This window comes from uncultured Marinobacter sp., from assembly GCF_947259545.1.
GTDB lineage: Bacteria > Pseudomonadota > Gammaproteobacteria > Pseudomonadales > Oleiphilaceae > Marinobacter.
In genome coordinates this window covers 377,388-394,734 of record NZ_CAMYMK010000002.1, presented here as the reverse complement: position 1 = coordinate 394,734, position 17,347 = coordinate 377,388, and the positions used below count along the sequence as shown (strand labels likewise).

Here is a 17,347-nt window from a genome sequence, read left to right as displayed (position 1 = left end):
ACATACCGCTACCCAAGCAGGAAGTGCCTTGACCTTTATCAGCGCCCCGTTCCTTATCGCAAAAATTCAGACCAGACGACGACATACAGCTCCCGGATCAAACCCCGCGCCCGCGGAAAACCCGCAGCAGAATCACCACAACCGCAACCACCAGCAGAATGTGAATCAAACCGCCCATGGAGTACGAAGTCACCAGACCCAGAACCCAAAGCACCAGTAGAATAACGACAATTGTTTCCAGCATGGCTGTATCCCCGTGTTGATCCCCCGTCGAACCACGAATATCTGAACTCGTGGTTCGGGTGGACTGACATCCTAGTTCTTGCTGAAGAATTCCTTGACCTGCTTTTCTGCCTCTTCACGGGTTATCGCATACCGTTCCTGCACGAGGCCTGCAAGCTTCTCCTGACGACCTTCTGCCGCCAAAAGTTCATCTTCCGTCAGCTTACCCCAGGCCAGCTTTGCTTTGCCGACCTGTTGCTTCCACTTACCTTTCATTTCGTCCGCACTGAACATGCTCACGATAGCCGCTCCTCTGTTGATGGCTTCAGAGTCAGACTATGCTGCCGCCAGCTATTCGTCTGTTCGTTGGCACACCAAGGACCGACCGCACCGTGATCTAGATAATCCGCGAAAACCTCTGACTCGCTCCTTCCTTCCTGTACAGATCGAAGATCTGACAGATGGCGCGGATCAGCAGCCGGCCAGCGGGCTGAACCTGCAGTGCATTACCATCATCGGCAATCAGCTCATCCTGAATCATTGGCTTAAGTCGGTTGAGTTCATCCCTAAAGTAACCATCGAAGGCCTCTCCCCATTCACTGGCAAACTGCTGGCGATCCAGACGGAACTGGCAGATCAGCTGACCGATCACCCAGCGGCGAATGCGGTCGTCCCGGGTCAGGTTTACGCCTTTGGTGATGGCGAGCTGACCGGCATCGATAGCCGCCTCCCAGGAGGGCAGGTCGTGGTTGTTCTGGAAGTAGGCATCATTGGTCTGGCCGATGGCGGAAACCCCCAGGGATACGAGGTCGCAATCGGAATGGGTGGTGTAACCCTGGAAATTCCGGTGCAGTCGCCCTTCGCGCTGGGCCACCGCAAGACTGTCGTCCGGCTTGGCAAAATGGTCCATGCCGATGTATTCGTAACCTGCCTCCAGCAACCGGTTGATGGTGTTGTGCAGAATGGTCAGCTTCTGCTGCGGCGTTGGCAGTGTCTCCGCCAGGATACGGGTTTGCGGGTAGAACCGGTCTGGCAAATGGGCGTAACTGAATACCGACAGACGATCCGGGGACATCTCGATCACCGCCTCGAGGGTTTCGGCAAAACTCTCCGGCGTCTGATGGGGCAAGCCGTAGATCAGGTCCAGGTTGATGGAGCGAAAGCCGATGCGGCGGGCCTCGTTAAGCACGGCCTCGGTCATTTCCCGGGGCTGGATACGGTTAACGGCTTTCTGAACCTTGGGGTTCACATCCTGCACCCCCAGGCTGATACGGTTAAAGCCCAGCTGCCACAAGGTGGAAAGGGTATCCTGGTCCACCTCGCGCGGATCGATCTCTACACTGTAGTCACGATCTTCATCGGTCTGCAGGTTGAACAGCTCACCGTAACCCGCCATCAAATGCGCCATGACATCATTCGGCAGGAAAGTCGGGGTGCCGCCGCCCCAGTGCAATTGCTTCACTGGCCGGTCCGCGCCGAAAAGCCGGGACTGTATCGCGGCTTCCTTCAGCACTCGTTCCACGTATGGTATGGCCTTGTGGCGCTGCTTGGTAATCACCTTGTTGCAGGCACAGTAGTAGCAAAGGTGGGCACAGAATGGCAGATGGGTGTACAGGGACAGGGGCCGGCCACTGGCCTTGCTGCGTCCCGCCGCTTTTACCATGTCTCCCAACGGGTAGCTCGGGTTGAATTCCACAGCTGTCGGATAGGACGTATAGCGCGGACCACTCAGGTCATAACGCCTGATCAGCGCTTCATCCCAGATAAATTCCGGGAGGGTGGATTCGCTGGATGAAAGTGCGGGGATGGAAACCATAGCAGAAACTCTGATCGTCGATTTGGGGCAAGCCGTGAACAGTCGTCATGTTATGACAATCCGAACCACCACATCTTGATGTGGGTCAGCTCACCGATCTCAGGATTTTATCAACCTTCATTCTGAACCACCCTCCCGCTTCTGGCGTATTCTGGCTAACCCTTTGGGGGGATGCTCGGTGTCCGCCGTCCGGTAATCGGAGGGACTCCCTGCCAAAATACGCTGTAAATACGTCCCTGTACGCTCGGGCTCCGCCATCCATGGCTCCGCACGATTTTGGCAGGGAGTCCCTCCGATTACCTCACTTGGCTGCGCGCCCGCAAACCAGACAACGGAGCACAATTTTTGCCATGCCAAACCTTATTCTGATTCTCGGCGACCAGCTGACCACCCACATCAGCGCCCTCGAAAACGGCGACCGGAAACGGGACAGGATCGTAATGGCAGAGGCCCATGATGAGGCCAGTTACACCAATCACCACAAGAAAAAACTGGTGTTGCTGTTTAGCGCCATGCGCCATTTCGCACAGCGCCTGGAAGCCGATGGCTGGCAGGTTCATTACCAGACCTACCACCCGCAAAACGATGCCCAGAGCCTGGAAGCGGTTATCGCCGGTCAGCTCACAGAAACCGGCGCGGATAGAGTGATCACCACCGAATGCGGCGAATGGCGGCTGCATGAGCAGATCGGTCAGTGGCAGGAACGGATGGGAGTGCCAGTGGAGATCCGTTCGGATACCCGGTTTATTGCCAGCAAGCAGGAGTTCGCGGATTGGGCAAAAGGTCGCAAACAGCTTCGAATGGAGTTCTTCTACCGGGAAATGCGGCGAAAAACTGGGTTATTGATGACTCCTGATGGAAAGCCCGAAGGTGGGCAGTGGAATTTCGATGCGGACAACCGGCGCAAATGGGCCGGCAAGCCGCCGGCTCCCGCACCCTTCCGTGTGGAGCCGGATGAGGTGACGCAGGAGGTGATTGAACTGGTGGAGAGGCATTTTTCCGATCACTTTGGCACCACCGAGGACTTCCACTTTGCCGTGACGCCGGAAGACGCGGAGCAGGCCCTGGACTACTTCATCGATTTCGCACTGCCTTGCTTCGGCGATTTTCAGGACGCCATGTCCGATAATGAGGACTGGCTGTTTCATTCCATTCTATCTCCCTACATCAACTGCGGTCTGCTTGACCCGTTGGCCGTATGTGAAGCCGCTGCCCAGGCCTGGTATTCCGGGCGGGCGCCGATCAATGCGGTAGAGGGTTTTATCCGGCAGATTCTGGGGTGGCGGGAGTTTGTGCGGGGGATCTACTGGCTGAATATGCCGGGGTATGCTCAGGAAAACCGCCTCGGCAATACTCGCGCCCTGCCCTGGTTCTACTGGACGGGGGAAACAAAGATGCGATGCATGCACAAGGCCATTGATGCCACCCGCCGCAACGCCTACGCCCACCATATCCAGCGGCTGATGGTCACCGGTAATTTTGCGCTGCTGGCCGGCGTCCAACCGGAGGAGATCTGTGACTGGTACCTGGCGGTGTACGCCGATGCCTATGACTGGGTCGAGCTACCCAATGTACTCGGCATGGTGATGCACGCTGATGGCGGCTACCTGGGCTCCAAACCCTACGCCGCCAGCGGCAAGTACATCCAGCGGATGTCTGATCATTGCAGCAACTGCCACTACAACGTGAACAAATCCACAGAAGAGGATGCCTGCCCGTTCAACGCCCTTTACTGGCATTTCATCGACCGCCACCGGGACGACTTTGCCAGCAATCCCCGCATGGGCATGATGTACCGGAACTGGGACAAGCAGAAACCGGAGAGGCGGGAGGCGTTGCTCCACCGCGCCAACACATTATTGGCACAGCTGGAGCAACTCTGAACCGGGAGCCCTGCCAGTTCTACTGCGGACGAATGCGTTTCTCACTTTCCGGGTCGAAGAACACGACTTTTCGCATGTCGAACATCAGATCGGCCTCCTCGCCCCAGTTCACCGGGTGCTCCGCATCCAGCCGGCATTGCACATCCGTATCATTGAGGCGGATAACCGCGAGTACGTCCGGCCCGGTCGGTTCGGTGACCTCTACCTTGAACCGGCCACTGGTCACCATCGGATGATCCGTCTTCTGATCGTCCGGCTGGCTTATGTGCTCCGGACGGATGCCAAGCACCACCCGTTTACCGGCCCAACTCTCCAGATAAGCCGGCACTGGCAGAGCCAGCGTGCGGCCATCGCTACCTTCAACCGTAACTGACAGGCCAGCCTCCGACCTCTCGATCGCCACCTCAATAAAGCTCATGGACGGCGAGCCCATAAAGCTCGCCACGAACAGGTTCTCCGGGGTGTCATACACTTCCTTTGGTGTGCCCAGTTGCTGTAACTCGCCATCCTTGAGCACGGCAATCCGGTCTGCCAGGGTCATGGCTTCTATCTGGTCATGGGTGACGTACACAATGGTGGTTCTCAGGCGCTGGTGCAGCTTCTTGATCTCGGTGCGCATCTCCACCCGCAGCTTGGCATCCAGGTTGGAAAGCGGTTCGTCGAACAGGTAGATTTTGGGCCGTCTGGCCAATGCGCGCCCCATGGCCACCCGCTGCTGCTGACCACCGGATAGCCGTGCCGGCTTTTTATCCAGCAATGGGGAGATCTGCAGCAAATCGGCCACGCGCTCCACCTCCTGACGGATCTCCTCTTTCGGCATACCGCGAATCTTCAGTCCGAAGGCAATGTTCTCGCGCACCGACATGGTGGGGTACAGGGCGTAAGACTGGAACACCATGGCGATGTCCCGATCCTTCGGCTCCATGCCCGATATGTCCCTGCCATTCACCACAATCGAACCACCGGTAATGGATTCCAGGCCGGCAATGCTGTTCATCAGCGTGGATTTACCACAGCCCGATGGCCCGACGAGGGTCAGGAATTCACCGGATGCGATGTCAATATTGATACCCTTGAGGGTCTCGTCCAGGGCCCCTGTGTAGGTCTTGCGGATATCCCGCAGTTCAAGTTGTGACATTGTTGTTTTACCCCTTAACCGAGCCGGCCGTCAGGCCGCGTATAAAGTACTTGCCTGCCACGATGTACACCACCAGCGTTGGCAGTGCGGCGATCATGGCGGCCGCCATATCCACGTTGTATTCCTTCACCCCGGTGCTGGTGTTCACCAGATTGTTCAGGGCGACCGTTATCGGCTGGCTGTCGCCACTGGCGAAGACCACGCCGAACAGGAAGTCGTTCCATATCTGGGTGAACTGCCAGATCAGCGACACCATGAAGATCGGTGTGGACATGGGCAGCAGGATGCGGAAAAAGATGGTGAAAAAGCCGGCACCGTCCAGCCGAGCGGCCTTCACCAGGGCGTCAGGTATGGCCACGTAATAGTTACGGAAAAACAGCGTGGTGAACGCCACCCCGTAGATCACGTGGACCAGCACCAGACCGGCCGTGGTGTTCGCCAGACCCAGCTTGCCCAGGGTGGCCGCCATGGGCAGCAGGACGACCTGGAATGGCACAAAGCAGCCAAACAGCAACATGCCAAACATCAGGTCAGAGCCCTTGAACTTCCACTTGGACAACACGTATCCGTTAAAGGCGCCCAACAGTGTGGAGATCAGCACCGCTGGTACGGTCATCTTGAACGAGTTCCAGAAGTAGCCACTCACTCCGTTGCATTGCACACCGGTGCAGGCCTCGGACCAGGCTTTGGTCCAGCCCACGACCGTCCAGTCGGTCGGCAGGGCCAGAAGGTTACCGGTGCGGATATCCATGGGTGTCTTGAAGCTGGTGATCAACATAACGATCAGCGGAATCAGGTACACCAGGCACGCCAGCAGCAGTACCCCGTAGATGGCGATGCGGCTGGGTCGAAAGCCGGTACGAATGACATCAGTCATGGCGCTTCTCCCTCAGTTCGGAATACAGGTAAGGCACCAGCAGGGCGAGAATGGCGCCCAGCATCAGCATGGCGCTGGCAGAGCCCAGGCCCATCTGGCCGCGGGTAAAGGTGTGGGCGTACATGAATACCGCAGGCAGGTCGGTGGAATAGCCCGGGCCACCCGCCGTCATGGCCATGACCAGATCAAAACTCTTGATGGCGATGTGGGCCAGCACCATCACCGAGCTGAAGAACACCGGCCGCAGGGAAGGCAGGATAATTTTCCAGTAGATGACCGGCAGACTGGCACCATCCACCCGTGCTGCGCGAATGATGGACGAATCAACACCTCGCAGGCCGGCCAGGAACAGCGCCATGACAAAGCCTGAGGCCTGCCATACCGCCGCCATCACAATGGTGTAAATGGCAAAGTCGGAATTCACCAGCCAGTCGAAGCTGAAGGAGGTCCAGCCCCAGTCGTGCATCAGCTTTTCCAGGCCCAGGCGCGGGTTCAGAATCCACCGCCAGACCGTGCCCGTCACAATCATCGACAGCGCCATGGGGTAGAGATAGATGGTGCGGATGGCGCCTTCCTGGCGGATACGCTGGTCCAGGAAAATGGCCAGCACCACACCAATCAGCAGGCAGATGCCGATGAACAGCCCGCCAAAGATGGCGAGATTCCGGGACGCGACCAGCCAGCGCTCGCTCTCCATCAGCTTGGCGTACTGCGCAAGGCCGACGAAATCATAGCTGGGCAGGAAGCTGGAATTGGTAAACGACAGCACGCCCGTCCATAGCATGTAGCCATAGATACCAATGCCGATCAGGATGAACGTTGGCGCCACCACAAGCTTGGGTAGCCAGCGCTGCAGGCCGTCCATCAGGCCAGACGGTGCCCTGGCCACCCCGGCAGGGCGACTTTGAGTGTGTTCCATGAGAATTCCTCCGAATAAACCCCAGGGCCGCCCGGCAGGCGGCCTGGTACGGCATTACATTGCGGACTTGATGGCGGCTGCCAACTGGTCCGTGGTTTTTGCCGGGTCTGGGTTGTTGGAGTTGACGAAATTGGTGACCACATCGAAGATCTGGCCCTGGATGTAGCTGGTGGTCGCCAGGCCATGGGAGAAGCTTGGCACCAGGCCGCCATCGTCGGCACTGGTCTTGAACGTCTCCATCGACGCCTGAGCACAGATATCAAACGCGCTCATATCCATGTCAGTACGAACCGGAATGGAGCCCTTGTTCTGGTTGAACAGGGTCTGGAATTCGGGTTCCAGAATGGTACGTGCCAGATCCTTCTGCGCCTTGATGTCCTCATCCTCTGTCAGGCTGAACATGGCGAAGGAGTCCACGTTGAAAGTGAACCGCCCGGTGGTGCCCGGAGCTGGGGCGCACAGGTAATCCTCTCCCGGCGTCAGCCCGGCAGCGGAAAATTCACCCTTGGCCCAGTCACCCATGATCTGCATGGCCGCCTCACCACGAATCACCATGCCCGTGGCGGTGTTCCAGTCGCGACCCGCGGCATCGTCATCGACGTAGCTCATTACCCTGGCAAACTGCGCGAAGACCTCTTCCATCTTGCCGCTGTTAATCACGTCCATATCGTGGTCTACAAACGCCTTGCGGTAATCCTCGGGGCCCAGCTGTGCGATCGCCACTGCATCGAACACGGTCGCGTCCTGCCAGGGCTGGCCACCGTGCGCCAGGGGAATGTATCCCGCAGCCTGGAGCTTGTCGGCCACTTCGAAGAACTCATCCAGTGTGGTGGGGACTTCAACGCCGACATCCTTCATGACCTCCGGATTCACCCACAACCAGTTCACCCGATGCACGTTCACCGGCACAGCCACGTATTCACCTTCGTACTTCATGACATCGGAAATCATGGGCGGAATGAGCTGATCCCAGTTCTCGGAATCAGCAACACTGTCCAGGCTGGTCAGGAAGCCCAGTTCCGCCCATTCGCGAATGTCCAGGCCCTTGATCTGGGCGGCCGCAGGCGGGTTACCGGAAACAGCCCGGGTTTTCAGTACGGTCATGGCGGCTTCACCACCACCGCCGGCCACCGCAAAATCTTTCCAGCTGTGGCCCTGCTCTTCCATCATTTGTTTCAGGGCTGCAGCAGCCCGCGCTTCACCACCGGCGGTCCACCAGTGCAGAACCTCGACTTCCCCGGCCTGGACGGCCGCTGCAGGCATCAGGGCGGCAGAGACCGCCAGGGCTGTAAGATGACGCTTGAACGTATTCATGTTGACTCCTTGTTTTTGTAGTGGAGACGCTTGTCAGAATCAGAACCATACTTCCATCTGGGTACCAAAGGTCCACTGGCTGCCGCCAAAGTCTTCCTGGCCCAGAGCATCACCGCCATCAAAACGGTTAAGCTCGTCGTCCCAGGTGGAATAGCTGGCAAACACACGGATTTCCGGGCGGTTCCAGAAACCGCCTACCTGTGGTTTGAAGGTTGGCGCAATGGTGACGCGGGCGTAGTCGCCATCCACGTCCTCACGCCCTTCGTAGCCTTCCGGATTCAGGTCCATCACCTGCCAGGAGGCCTCATACTGCATCTCGAAATTAGCGCCCAGCTCATTGGCCAGACGGGTGTTGAAGGTCAGCCACTGGTATTCATCCCCTTCCACATAACGGTCCTTGCTGGTTTCCGCCAGGATCGCCGGGGCGATACGCCAATGATCACTCAACCGGGTGGTGCCGTAGGCAGCCACACGGGTACTGACCGCGTCTTCATGCAGGTTGCCATCGGCGCCGAGGTTCTTGACCTCCGCACCCAGGCCCTGGCCGTGCAGCAGCGCCACCTTGAAGTTTCCATCGGAGATCCCGAAGAAGCTGTCACCGTGGTAGGCCAGCATGGTTTGCACCCCTGTATCAGCCGCTTCCATAACGCCTCCGACAATACGCTCATCGTTATCGGCAGCGGACATGCCATTGATCAGCCACTGGACATTGCCGAAATAGTTATTGGCGGTAAGGATCAGGTTGTCAGTGTCGGACTCGCCGTCGGTGGTGTCAGGATCGGAGGGAAAATCCTGGAAGCTGCGGCCATAAAAGGAAAAGTTGGACTTCACCGACTCGCTGAAAGACACGTCATAGATACCGGCCCCGGTGCCGCCCAGGAAGACGATATCGCTATCGAGCCAGTGGATATCAAAGTCGAGGTCCCGATCAAAGCGTTTGCCGGCCCAGATCGAGGCATCCTCGAAAATGCCAGTGAAGCTGGAGAGATTACTGAACTCCACATAGGCCTGACGCACGTTCAGGGCGCCGTCGCCAGCGGTCCAGTCGTTACTGGAGGTGGTGGAATCGGCAATCATCAGGCGGTAGTGGGCCTTGGTGCCGTTGTCCGCCACGGTCTTGTAGTTGAGGATGGCTTCCAGGTACGTGTCCGGCTCGTTACCCAGCCGGCCCACGGCACCGCCGACAGATCCGGCGGGAGTCAGGTACGGGCCGCCAGGGGCGCTTTTACCATCGCTGTTGAGCAGCAGTCCGGAGCGGGCGTAAGTGTTGAAGGAAAAGCCCTGCTCACCTTTTGCATGGGGCTCGACTTCTGCCAGTTGCTGTTCCAGGGCAGAGAGGCGTTCTTCCACGCTTTGCTGGGCAAGCGCCTGGCCGGCGCACAGCCCCAATGAAGCCACGCCCACGGAGACCATCAATCGGTGGCCGCTCAGGGTGGTATTGGTCCAGGCAGTAACATGCGGTCTACGGGTATTCATTATGACTCCTTGTTTTTGTTTTATTGGCAACATCAGAGTCTATGGCAATACCCGGAGGGGGAAAGTATCAAACGGAAAGGCCCATGTAACAATGCTGTTACATGGCAATTTCAATGTCGGGGTAGCGTAAGCGTCACGTCCAGGCCGCCCTCGGGCCAGTTCTCTATTTCAAGATCGCCGCCATGAGTCTGGGCAATGTTGCGGGCAATCCCGAGACCAAGACCATGGCCCCGCCGGTGCTCCTGACCAAGTCGGTAATAGGGCTCGAAAATCCGATCAAGCTCTGCCTCCGGAATTCCCGGACCGGAATCCCTGACATGAATGGTGAGCTGTTCAGGGGAGTCCTCCACGCTGATAGTCGCCGTCTCCCCGTACTTGATTGCATTATCCACCAGATTGCCCAGGCAGCGTTTCAGCGCCAGGGGTTTGCCGCGATACGCTGCACAGCTTCCCTCCACCACAACACGCGGGCTGTCCCCCGCATAGGCATCGGCCATTCGACGCAACATGCCGTCAATATCGACAAGCTCAACATTCTCATGAATGTCGGTGTCCTTCATGCTCTGCAGGGCACCTTTAACCAGTAACTCCAACTCCTGAAGGTCACTTTCAAAGCGCTCGCGAATGTCATCGTCGTCGATAAGATCGGCTCGCAGGCGCAGCCTCGTTATCGGGGTTTTAAGGTCATGGGAGATTGCGCGAAATAGTTGGTCCCGGTCGCTGATGTAACTTTGCAATCGCCGGCGCATGGCGTTGAACCCCCGGGTAACCGCGACAATTTCAGCGCTGCCCTGCTCCTGCAATGGCGGCTGGTATTCATCCAGTGGCAGATCCCGCGCCGCACGGGCCAGCTTACGTAACGGACGGGTCTGGCGGCGCACCAGCCATGCCAGCACGGGAAACAGTACGCCGATCATCACCAGGATAAAGACAATCTGCTGGCCGGGGACGCTTTCGTCATCCAGTGACACATAGGGCGCCGGCAACAACGAAGCCAGATACAACCACTCGCCTTCGGCCACTTCCACCTGAGTAACCAGCACCGGGGGTTTGATGGGCTCCAGGGTCAGTGCGTAATGAGCCCAGGATCTGGGTAACGCATCCAATGGCAGCTCGGTATTGAGGATTCGCAGATCATCGGGGTGAACAAATTCAACATGCAGGTTGGTCGATTTGCCCAGCCGGCTTCTGAGCACCGATTTTACTTCCTCTGTGACCAGTTGCTTGCGCTCACTGTCTGGCAGCGCACGCATATTGATGCGCTTGTCGTTGAGGGAGACAAAAAAGCGGGAGCCCCCCATATCTCTCAATTGGTCGAGCACAATATGCCGGTATTGCAGTGGCAGCGACTTGAAGAACTGTGTGGTTGCCGCGGCGGAAGACGCGAGGTTGCGGGTGGTGCTGACCAGCCCCTCCACTTGCTGAGCCCGGAAGGTGCCTACCCAGATCACGCTTGAGACCACCTGGGCAACCCCCATGGCCAGCAGCGTCAGCAGCAGGATCCGGCCAAGGAGCGACGACGGCACAAACCGCCAGACCTTACCGCTGGCCCGACTTGCCCCAGCATCATTCCGCGACATAGGTCACCGTTGCCGCCAGCAGGTACCCGGCCCCACGCACAGTCTTGATCAGCCTGGGATTACGCCCCTGATCCCCCAGACGCTGGCGCAGGCGGCTGACTGCCACATCCACAACCCGGTCCAGCGGCATGGACTCGCGGCCGCGGGTCACGCCGGAAATGGTGTCACGGTCCAGCACTTCGTTGGGGTGAGCGAGGAAAAGCTGCAACAGGGCAAAATCAGCGCCGGACAGCGCTGTGGTTCTGCCCTCTTCCGAGATGAGCTCGTGGGCCAGAGTGTCCAACCGCCAGCGATCAAACCGCACAAACCTGGGGTTGTCCGCCCGGGTGAAACTCGAACGCCGCAACAGGGCTTTGACCCTGGCCTGCAGTTCGCGGGCACTGAACGGTTTGGCCAGGTAATCATCGGCACCGATTTCCAGGCCGACGACCCGGTCGGTTTCATCGGAGCTTGCCGTCAGCATGATGATGGGGACCTGCGAATGCTCACGGATTTCACGGCAAAGCGTGAAGCCATCATCCCCGGGCAACATGACATCAAGCACAATCAGGTCCACCCGTGACTGCGCCAGCCGTTGCCGCATGCCATCGCCATCAGCGGCTGTCGTCACATCGTAGCCAACCCGGGACAGGTGTTCTTGCAATAGCTCGCGTATCGCCAGGTCGTCGTCCACGACCAGGATCGACGCTTTAACATCCGACATTGGAAGACCTTTCTTGTTATTGAGGCTGGCCAGCATAGGACTAAAAGCTGTGGTGCAAAAGCCCCACCACACTCACGGCGGTCCTATTTCACACGCCAGCATCAGCGCCCAGAATTCGGAGAAATCATTCACCACCACATCGGGTTTGTCGGGATGCTTATGGGTTCCGGGAAAGATCTTGTTGAGCCAGGGCTGATCCCACTGCGCCCCGTTAAAGAACACGGAGGTCATGCCTGCCCGTTTGGCCGCTATCACATCCGTGGTGCTGTCCCCGACATACCAGACACTGGGATCGGGAGGATAATCCAGTTTCTGCACCGCCAGCAATAACTGGTCAGGATGAGGCTTGCGCAGCGGCGTGTCATCACCGCAAACGTCTACTTCAAACAGTTCCGTCCAGCCGGTATCTTCCACCGCCGCCAGTTCGTGCTCGAAAAACTCCCGGTCCCGGTTGGTAATCACCCCCACCTGGATGTCCAGACGGCGCAACCCTTCCAGCACATCCCGCACCTTCGGTTCAAACGCCTTTACCGTGCCATAGTGCTTCCGGTAGTGATGGTTGAAGACCCTGTGAGCAATCTGCTTGGCGTCGTGATCCTCACCAAACAGCACCTCGAAGATATCGGTACGGGAAATCTTCCGGTCCGCCTTCACCTTGGGGTGCAACCTCGCAAACTCCCGGACATAGGCCACGAGTTTTACGTCCTCAGGCGTCTTGCTGTCTTCCGGAGACACCATCCGATCCATCAACTCTAGCTTGTGGAAATCCGGCAGCATGTCGTCCACGGCGTGGTACATCGCGTCCAGGGTATCCACCAGGGTCGCGTGCCAGTCGAACAGGACCACCGACGGACGAATCAGTCTGACCACCGCCGGGTGCCAGTCCGGCTCAACTCGCGGCTTTGGCCGCTCAGGCGGTGGGAACGGGCGAGGCCTGACCTCTGCGGGAGAGAAACGAAACGCGTCCGGAGCGCTCCGCTCCAGCAAGGCCAACAGGTCCACCAGATCCTCGAAACTGTCGAGAATCGCAACGGGCGCATCGCGGTGGGAGAACCAACTGTCGATGCGGCCAGATTCCCAGCACGCGCCGTTATAAAATACACCAGCCACCCCGGCCTTGTGGGCGGTCAGCATGTCCACGTAACTGTCACCCACATACCAGGCTCGCTGATCCACCGGTAAGCCGGCTTTTTCCAGAGCTCTGAGAATAACTTCCGGGTCCGGCTTGTATTCGGTGACATCGTCGGCACACACGGTCACGTCAAACAGATCCTGCCAACGACCCTCGTCCACGGTCTCCAGCTCTTTGTCGAGAAACTCGCGGTTGCGGTTGGTGGACACCGCAAGGCGTATGCCCATTTCCCTCAGGGCGGTGAGATAGTCATGGGCACCGGGCTGGAAGGGTTTCACCTTGCCGAAATGCTTGCGGTAACAGGCATTATAAGCCTCGTGGGCGATCAGTTTGGCGCCCTTGTCGTCACCGAAGATGGCGTTGAAGATATCGGTACGCGACACCCGACGTTCCGCCAGTATGCGGGGGTGTAACCGACGAAAGATGCGGATATAGCGCACCAGGCGGGCGTCATCAGCGGTGCGGCATTTGTCCTCCGGCAACAGCCGCTCCACCAGCCCCAGGTCCTCCAGTTGCGGCAGCATCTCCTCCATGGCGCTGAACATGGCATCGTGGGTATCCACCAACGTGCCATGCCAGTCAAAGATCAATATGGATGGCGGCTGTATATCGTTACTGAATCGGGCCATCAACCTTCCCTCGTGGTGTCGGGCGTTTTGCAAGCGTCTTGCTTTCAGTAAAAACCATTTCCATCCGGACTACAAAGACCTGCTGCTCAGCGCCCTGCTCGTTATCACGGCCATGGCGTCCATGACCACATACTCACCCTGACATCAACTACAATGGACGTACGGAGGAATACCCTATGGCGGCACTTGGAACCGAACGCGTTATCAGCATCCATCACTGGAACGACACCCTGTTCAGTTTCAGGACCACCCGCGACCAGAGCCTACGCTTTGAGAACGGGCACTTCGTGATGATCGGGCTACCGGTAGACGGCAAACCGCTGCTTCGCGCTTACAGCATTGTCAGCGCCAACCACGAAGAGTATCTGGAGTTTCTGAGCATAAAGGTACCGGACGGTCCGTTAACCTCTCGCCTGCAGCATCTCCAGGAAGGCGATACGCTGTTTGTCAGCCGCAAACCGGTGGGCACTCTGGTGATACACGACCTGAACCCGGGCAAGCACCTGTACCTGTTTGGTACTGGCACCGGGCTTGCCCCCTTCATGAGCATCATTCGTGACCCCGAAACCTACGAGCGTTTTGAGAAGGTGGTACTGGTACATTGCGTACGTGAAGTCAGCGAACTGGCCTATCACGATTACCTCACCAGCGAACTGCCCGGCCATGAGTTTCTGGCGGAGGTCATCGGCGATAAGCTGATCTACTACCCCACCGTGACCCGGGAACCATTCCGCAATGAGGGCCGCATCACTACCCTGATTGAATCCGGCCAGCTGGCGAAAGATACCGGCCTTCCGCAACTGAATGCGGACACTGACCGGGTCATGCTCTGCGGAAGTGCGGCCATGCTGAAAGACTTGTCCGCCATGCTCGACAACCTTGGGTTCAAAGCCTCACGCCATCAAGGGGAGCCTGGCGACTACGTCATTGAACGCGCGTTCGTGGAACAATAACCTCGGGCACCATTTGCTTTTCTATTCGCTGCCTTCACTTGCCCCCGGCTCGGCCTTTCCCAGTGCTGGCAACACCAGGACCGGGCACGGGGCATTCACCGAAACATACTCCACAGTCGCCCGGCGCAAAGGCCAGTGCCCGCTGCTGCCACGGGATACCAGTAGCACAAGATCGGCACACAGCTGGCCCGCAAGGCCCACCAGTCTCTCACCGGCGCTGCCGGCCACCACATGCAGGGTCGCATTGCGGTTCAAAGGCAGATACTTGCGCACCAGGAGATCCAGCGTTTCCCGGACTGCAGCCTCTTTCTCTTCTGGCGCCTCTTCCGCTACATGAGGGAAGAATCCGCCACCACCGGGACTGAAAACACTGGCAAGGTGGAGCTCACCATCCTCGGCCAGCAGATCCATGGACGCCTCCAGGGCCCGCTTGCCCTCACCGTCATCATCCGGATCAATGGCGATCAACAGTTTCCGATACATAGTCGCTCTCCTGTGTCGTTTCGGAGATGGCTTCCACCTCCGGGAAGGCTCTTCCCTGAACCAGTTCGTTCATGCTGTATCCCCGATAGTCCGCCCTGAGTGCCCGGAAAAGTGCAACCGCCATGAAAATCAGCAAAATACAGAAGGGCAATCCCAGGGAGGTAATGACGTTCTGCAAGGCATCCAGACCACCCGCTAACAGTAAAGTAGCTGCGATAATGCCCTGGGCCGCGGCCCAGAAGATCCGCTGGCGCACAAGGGAAGGCTGATCTTCCCGACGGGTCAACATATCGATCACCAGGGAGGCCGAATCCGAAGAAGTGGTAAAGAAGATGACGATGATGACCACACTCAGGGCCGATGCCACTTCAGCCAGTGGGAAGGCTTCCAGAAAAGCGAAGATAGCCACGGAGGGGTCCTGCTGAACTTGCTCAGCCAGAGCTACCTGACCGTTCATCTCCACGTGGATGGCGGATAATCCGAAGATCCCGAACCACACCAGGGTAAACGCCGTAGGGGCAAACAGAACGCCTGCAACAAACTCACGGATGGTCCGCCCCCGGGAAATCCGGGCGATGAAGATTCCCACATAAGGGGCCCATGAAATGGTCCAGGCCCAGTAGAACAGGGTCCACTGCCGCTGCCAGTCGGATTCCCTGAAAGTTTCCGTCCAGAAGGCCAGCCAGGGCAATGCGTCGAAATAGTCACCCACAATCTGAACCAGGCCTTCGGCAATAAACACGGTGGGGCCAACGGTGAGCACAAACGCGAGTAACACCATGGCCAGAATAATGTTGAGCTGCGATAGCCGGCGGACGCCCTTATCCAGACCAAGGGCAACCGAGGTAGCGGCGATACTGCTGATGATTGCAATCAGAATCACCTGAACCGCACCGGTGGAAGGCACCCCGAACAGATAGTTCAGACCGCTGTTCAACTGCAGAGTCCCCAGGCCCAGTGAGGTAGCCACACCAAACAGGGTTCCCAGCACGGCAATCACGTCGACTGCCCAGCCCCAGGGCCCGAACGCCCTCTCTCCAAGGATCGGATAGAACAGACTGCTGATACGCATGGGCAGGTTGTGACGGTAGGCAAAGTAACCGATGGCCAGTCCCGGCAAGGCAAAGATGGTCCAGGTATGCAAACCGAAGTGGTAGAGCGCCACGGTCATGGCATCGCTGGCAGCCCTTTCCGAACCCGGCTTCACACCCTCAAAAGGTGGGTTGGCGAAGTGGGAAATCGGTTCCGCCACCCCCCAGAACATCAGGATGGTGCCGATGCCGGCGGCAAACAGCATGGTGAACCAGGTCAGGTTGGAATAGTCGGGCCGGCTGTCATCGGCTCCGAGACGAATGGCCCCATAACGGCTGACCGCCAGGCCAAGCAGAAACACCAGCAGAGAGGTAACTGCAAGAATGTAGAACCAGCCCAGGTTCCGGGCTACCCAGCCAGTGAGCAGGCCAAAACTGTCAGCAACGGTCTGGTCAAAAGGGACAGCCAGAGCGACAAACAGCGTCGCCACCCCGGCAGAGGTGAAAAACACCCCGGGTATGGTCTGCAGCCCCAATCGGCGTTGCAGCCGTTCCAGCACACGCGCCTCCGTTTCTTCAGGAACGATCCACGAAAGACCTTACGCTACCACATGCGCCGGCGGGTTGCGGGACGAAGATCATTTCCGGTTCAGTTGCCGCTGATGCTCCAGCATCTGCTCCATCATAAGCTGCATCTGATCCATGCGATTATCCATCATGTTCATGCGCTGCCCATAATCCATCCCTGCTCCACCAGAGCCTTTGCCCGGGGCGTTACCAGACTGCTTTTTGCCCTGGTTATTACCCATCATGCCTTGGCCATTATCCATCATGCCCTGGTTATTCATCATGCCTTGACCCATCATGCCCTGGCCCATCATGCCACCACGCATCATCCCCATGTGTTCCTGCATGGCTTCCATATGCTGCTGCATTAGCTTCTGGCGCTCTTCCGGTGAGCCTGTATTGGGCATTTGCTGCATCATCCCCTGCATTTGCGACATGTTTTCTTGCATCTGCTGCATCTGTTCCTGGTTCATCATGCCACCGTGGGGCATCTGCCCGGCATTGCTCTGCGCGAGCGCCAAAGCAGGCGCAGCCACCAGAACGGAACACGCCACTAAATGGGCAAATTTATTCATAAGATCCTCCTCAACATCGGGAATATGTCTGCATCACAATCAGTAAAGT

16 protein-coding genes are annotated in these 17,347 nt (G+C 58.1%); 2 read left to right on the top strand and 14 right to left on the bottom strand.

Annotated features, from left to right (window positions below; translation table 11 throughout):
- Positions 1–97 precede the first annotated feature (97 nt).
- The 3 genes from Q0Y21_RS01985 to hemN all read right to left on the bottom strand — a co-directional run bounded on the left by Q0Y21_RS01985 (position 98) and on the right by hemN (position 2,038).
- The gene (locus Q0Y21_RS01985) at positions 98–244 is read right to left on the bottom strand and encodes a lmo0937 family membrane protein (RefSeq protein ID WP_297791033.1); all 147 of its coding nucleotides are present in this window, start codon (positions 242–244) and stop codon (positions 98–100) included.
- A 71-nt stretch (positions 245–315) separates the two neighbouring features.
- Positions 316–516, bottom strand: a complete 201-nt coding sequence (locus tag Q0Y21_RS01980; RefSeq protein ID WP_297792473.1) for a CsbD family protein — start codon at positions 514–516, stop codon at positions 316–318.
- A gap of 103 nt (positions 517–619) precedes the next feature.
- Positions 620–2,038, bottom strand: coding sequence for an oxygen-independent coproporphyrinogen III oxidase (hemN, locus tag Q0Y21_RS01975; RefSeq protein ID WP_297791031.1), 1,419 nt, complete (start codon positions 2,036–2,038; stop codon positions 620–622).
- 350 nt (positions 2,039–2,388) lie between these two features.
- On the opposite strand from hemN, the gene Q0Y21_RS01970 reads away from it, so the two are divergent.
- Positions 2,389–3,921, top strand: a complete 1,533-nt coding sequence (locus tag Q0Y21_RS01970) for a cryptochrome/photolyase family protein (RefSeq protein ID WP_297791029.1) — start codon at positions 2,389–2,391, stop codon at positions 3,919–3,921.
- Between the two features lie 19 nt (positions 3,922–3,940).
- Here Q0Y21_RS01970 and ugpC read toward each other — a convergent pair whose 3' ends face one another.
- From ugpC to Q0Y21_RS01930, 8 genes are all read right to left on the bottom strand, one after another.
- The gene (gene ugpC, locus Q0Y21_RS01965; RefSeq protein WP_297791027.1) at positions 3,941–5,059 is read right to left on the bottom strand and encodes a sn-glycerol-3-phosphate ABC transporter ATP-binding protein UgpC; all 1,119 of its coding nucleotides are present in this window, start codon (positions 5,057–5,059) and stop codon (positions 3,941–3,943) included.
- A 7-nt stretch (positions 5,060–5,066) separates the two neighbouring features.
- Positions 5,067–5,936 (bottom strand): carbohydrate ABC transporter permease, encoded by an 870-nt coding sequence (locus Q0Y21_RS01960; RefSeq protein ID WP_127333604.1) that lies wholly within the window; start codon positions 5,934–5,936, stop codon positions 5,067–5,069.
- A complete protein-coding gene (locus Q0Y21_RS01955; protein ID WP_127333605.1) occupies positions 5,929–6,855 on the bottom strand; it encodes a sugar ABC transporter permease in 927 nt (308 codons plus the stop codon). Before Q0Y21_RS01955 ends, Q0Y21_RS01960 begins: the two co-directional genes overlap by 8 nt.
- Before the next feature lie 54 nt (positions 6,856–6,909).
- The gene (locus Q0Y21_RS01950; protein ID WP_297791023.1) at positions 6,910–8,169 is read right to left on the bottom strand and encodes an ABC transporter substrate-binding protein; all 1,260 of its coding nucleotides are present in this window, start codon (positions 8,167–8,169) and stop codon (positions 6,910–6,912) included.
- A gap of 39 nt (positions 8,170–8,208) precedes the next feature.
- The gene (locus Q0Y21_RS01945; protein ID WP_297791021.1) at positions 8,209–9,645 is read right to left on the bottom strand and encodes a carbohydrate porin; all 1,437 of its coding nucleotides are present in this window, start codon (positions 9,643–9,645) and stop codon (positions 8,209–8,211) included.
- A 110-nt stretch (positions 9,646–9,755) separates the two neighbouring features.
- Positions 9,756–11,225, bottom strand: coding sequence for an ATP-binding protein (locus Q0Y21_RS01940; RefSeq protein WP_297791020.1), 1,470 nt, complete (start codon positions 11,223–11,225; stop codon positions 9,756–9,758).
- Positions 11,212–11,928 (bottom strand): response regulator transcription factor, encoded by a 717-nt coding sequence (locus tag Q0Y21_RS01935; protein WP_297791019.1) that lies wholly within the window; start codon positions 11,926–11,928, stop codon positions 11,212–11,214. Before Q0Y21_RS01935 ends, Q0Y21_RS01940 begins: the two co-directional genes overlap by 14 nt.
- A gap of 72 nt (positions 11,929–12,000) precedes the next feature.
- Positions 12,001–13,689 carry an HAD-IA family hydrolase gene (locus tag Q0Y21_RS01930; protein ID WP_297791017.1) on the bottom strand — a complete coding sequence of 563 codons (1,689 nt, stop codon included), beginning with the start codon at positions 13,687–13,689 and terminating at the stop codon, positions 12,001–12,003.
- A gap of 176 nt (positions 13,690–13,865) precedes the next feature.
- Here Q0Y21_RS01930 and Q0Y21_RS01925 point away from each other — a divergent pair, with 176 nt between their 5' ends.
- On the top strand, positions 13,866–14,642 hold the full coding sequence (locus Q0Y21_RS01925) for a ferredoxin--NADP reductase (RefSeq protein WP_297791015.1): 777 nt from the start codon (positions 13,866–13,868) through the stop codon (positions 14,640–14,642).
- A 21-nt stretch (positions 14,643–14,663) separates the two neighbouring features.
- On the opposite strand, the gene Q0Y21_RS01920 is transcribed toward Q0Y21_RS01925, so the two are convergent.
- The 3 genes from Q0Y21_RS01920 to Q0Y21_RS01910 form a co-directional block, all read right to left on the bottom strand.
- Positions 14,664–15,125: a universal stress protein gene (locus tag Q0Y21_RS01920; protein ID WP_297791013.1), complete on the bottom strand. Its 462-nt coding sequence runs from the start codon at positions 15,123–15,125 to the stop codon at positions 14,664–14,666.
- The gene (locus Q0Y21_RS01915; RefSeq protein ID WP_297791011.1) at positions 15,097–16,716 is read right to left on the bottom strand and encodes a BCCT family transporter; all 1,620 of its coding nucleotides are present in this window, start codon (positions 16,714–16,716) and stop codon (positions 15,097–15,099) included. The genes Q0Y21_RS01920 and Q0Y21_RS01915 overlap by 29 nt, the downstream gene beginning before the upstream one ends.
- Before the next feature lie 78 nt (positions 16,717–16,794).
- Positions 16,795–17,298: a hypothetical protein gene (locus Q0Y21_RS01910; RefSeq protein ID WP_297791009.1), complete on the bottom strand. Its 504-nt coding sequence runs from the start codon at positions 17,296–17,298 to the stop codon at positions 16,795–16,797.
- Positions 17,299–17,347: the final 49 nt, after the last annotated feature.

Excerpts from the sequence above, each read along its gene's own strand:
- Q0Y21_RS01945 (WP_297791021.1), bottom strand. The coding sequence starts at position 9,645 with ATGAATACCCGTAGACCGCATGTTACTGCCTGGACCAATACCACCCTG.
- Q0Y21_RS01910 (WP_297791009.1), bottom strand. The coding sequence starts at position 17,298 with ATGAATAAATTTGCCCATTTAGTGGCGTGTTCCGTTCTGGTGGCTGCG.
- ugpC (WP_297791027.1), bottom strand. The coding sequence starts at position 5,059 with ATGTCACAACTTGAACTGCGGGATATCCGCAAGACCTACACAGGGGCC.
- Q0Y21_RS01935 (WP_297791019.1), bottom strand. The coding sequence starts at position 11,928 with ATGTCGGATGTTAAAGCGTCGATCCTGGTCGTGGACGACGACCTGGCG.
- Q0Y21_RS01940 (WP_297791020.1), bottom strand. The coding sequence starts at position 11,225 with ATGTCGCGGAATGATGCTGGGGCAAGTCGGGCCAGCGGTAAGGTCTGG.
- Q0Y21_RS01920 (WP_297791013.1), bottom strand. The coding sequence starts at position 15,125 with ATGTATCGGAAACTGTTGATCGCCATTGATCCGGATGATGACGGTGAG.
- Q0Y21_RS01950 (WP_297791023.1), bottom strand. The coding sequence starts at position 8,169 with ATGAATACGTTCAAGCGTCATCTTACAGCCCTGGCGGTCTCTGCCGCC.
- Q0Y21_RS01970 (WP_297791029.1), top strand. The coding sequence starts at position 2,389 with ATGCCAAACCTTATTCTGATTCTCGGCGACCAGCTGACCACCCACATC.
- Q0Y21_RS01925 (WP_297791015.1), top strand. The coding sequence starts at position 13,866 with ATGGCGGCACTTGGAACCGAACGCGTTATCAGCATCCATCACTGGAAC.
- Q0Y21_RS01930 (WP_297791017.1), bottom strand. The coding sequence starts at position 13,689 with ATGGCCCGATTCAGTAACGATATACAGCCGCCATCCATATTGATCTTT.
- Q0Y21_RS01955 (WP_127333605.1), bottom strand. The coding sequence starts at position 6,855 with ATGGAACACACTCAAAGTCGCCCTGCCGGGGTGGCCAGGGCACCGTCT.
- Q0Y21_RS01960 (WP_127333604.1), bottom strand. The coding sequence starts at position 5,936 with ATGACTGATGTCATTCGTACCGGCTTTCGACCCAGCCGCATCGCCATC.
- Q0Y21_RS01985 (WP_297791033.1), bottom strand. The coding sequence starts at position 244 with ATGCTGGAAACAATTGTCGTTATTCTACTGGTGCTTTGGGTTCTGGGT.
- hemN (WP_297791031.1), bottom strand. The coding sequence starts at position 2,038 with ATGGTTTCCATCCCCGCACTTTCATCCAGCGAATCCACCCTCCCGGAA.
- Q0Y21_RS01980 (WP_297792473.1), bottom strand. The coding sequence starts at position 516 with ATGTTCAGTGCGGACGAAATGAAAGGTAAGTGGAAGCAACAGGTCGGC.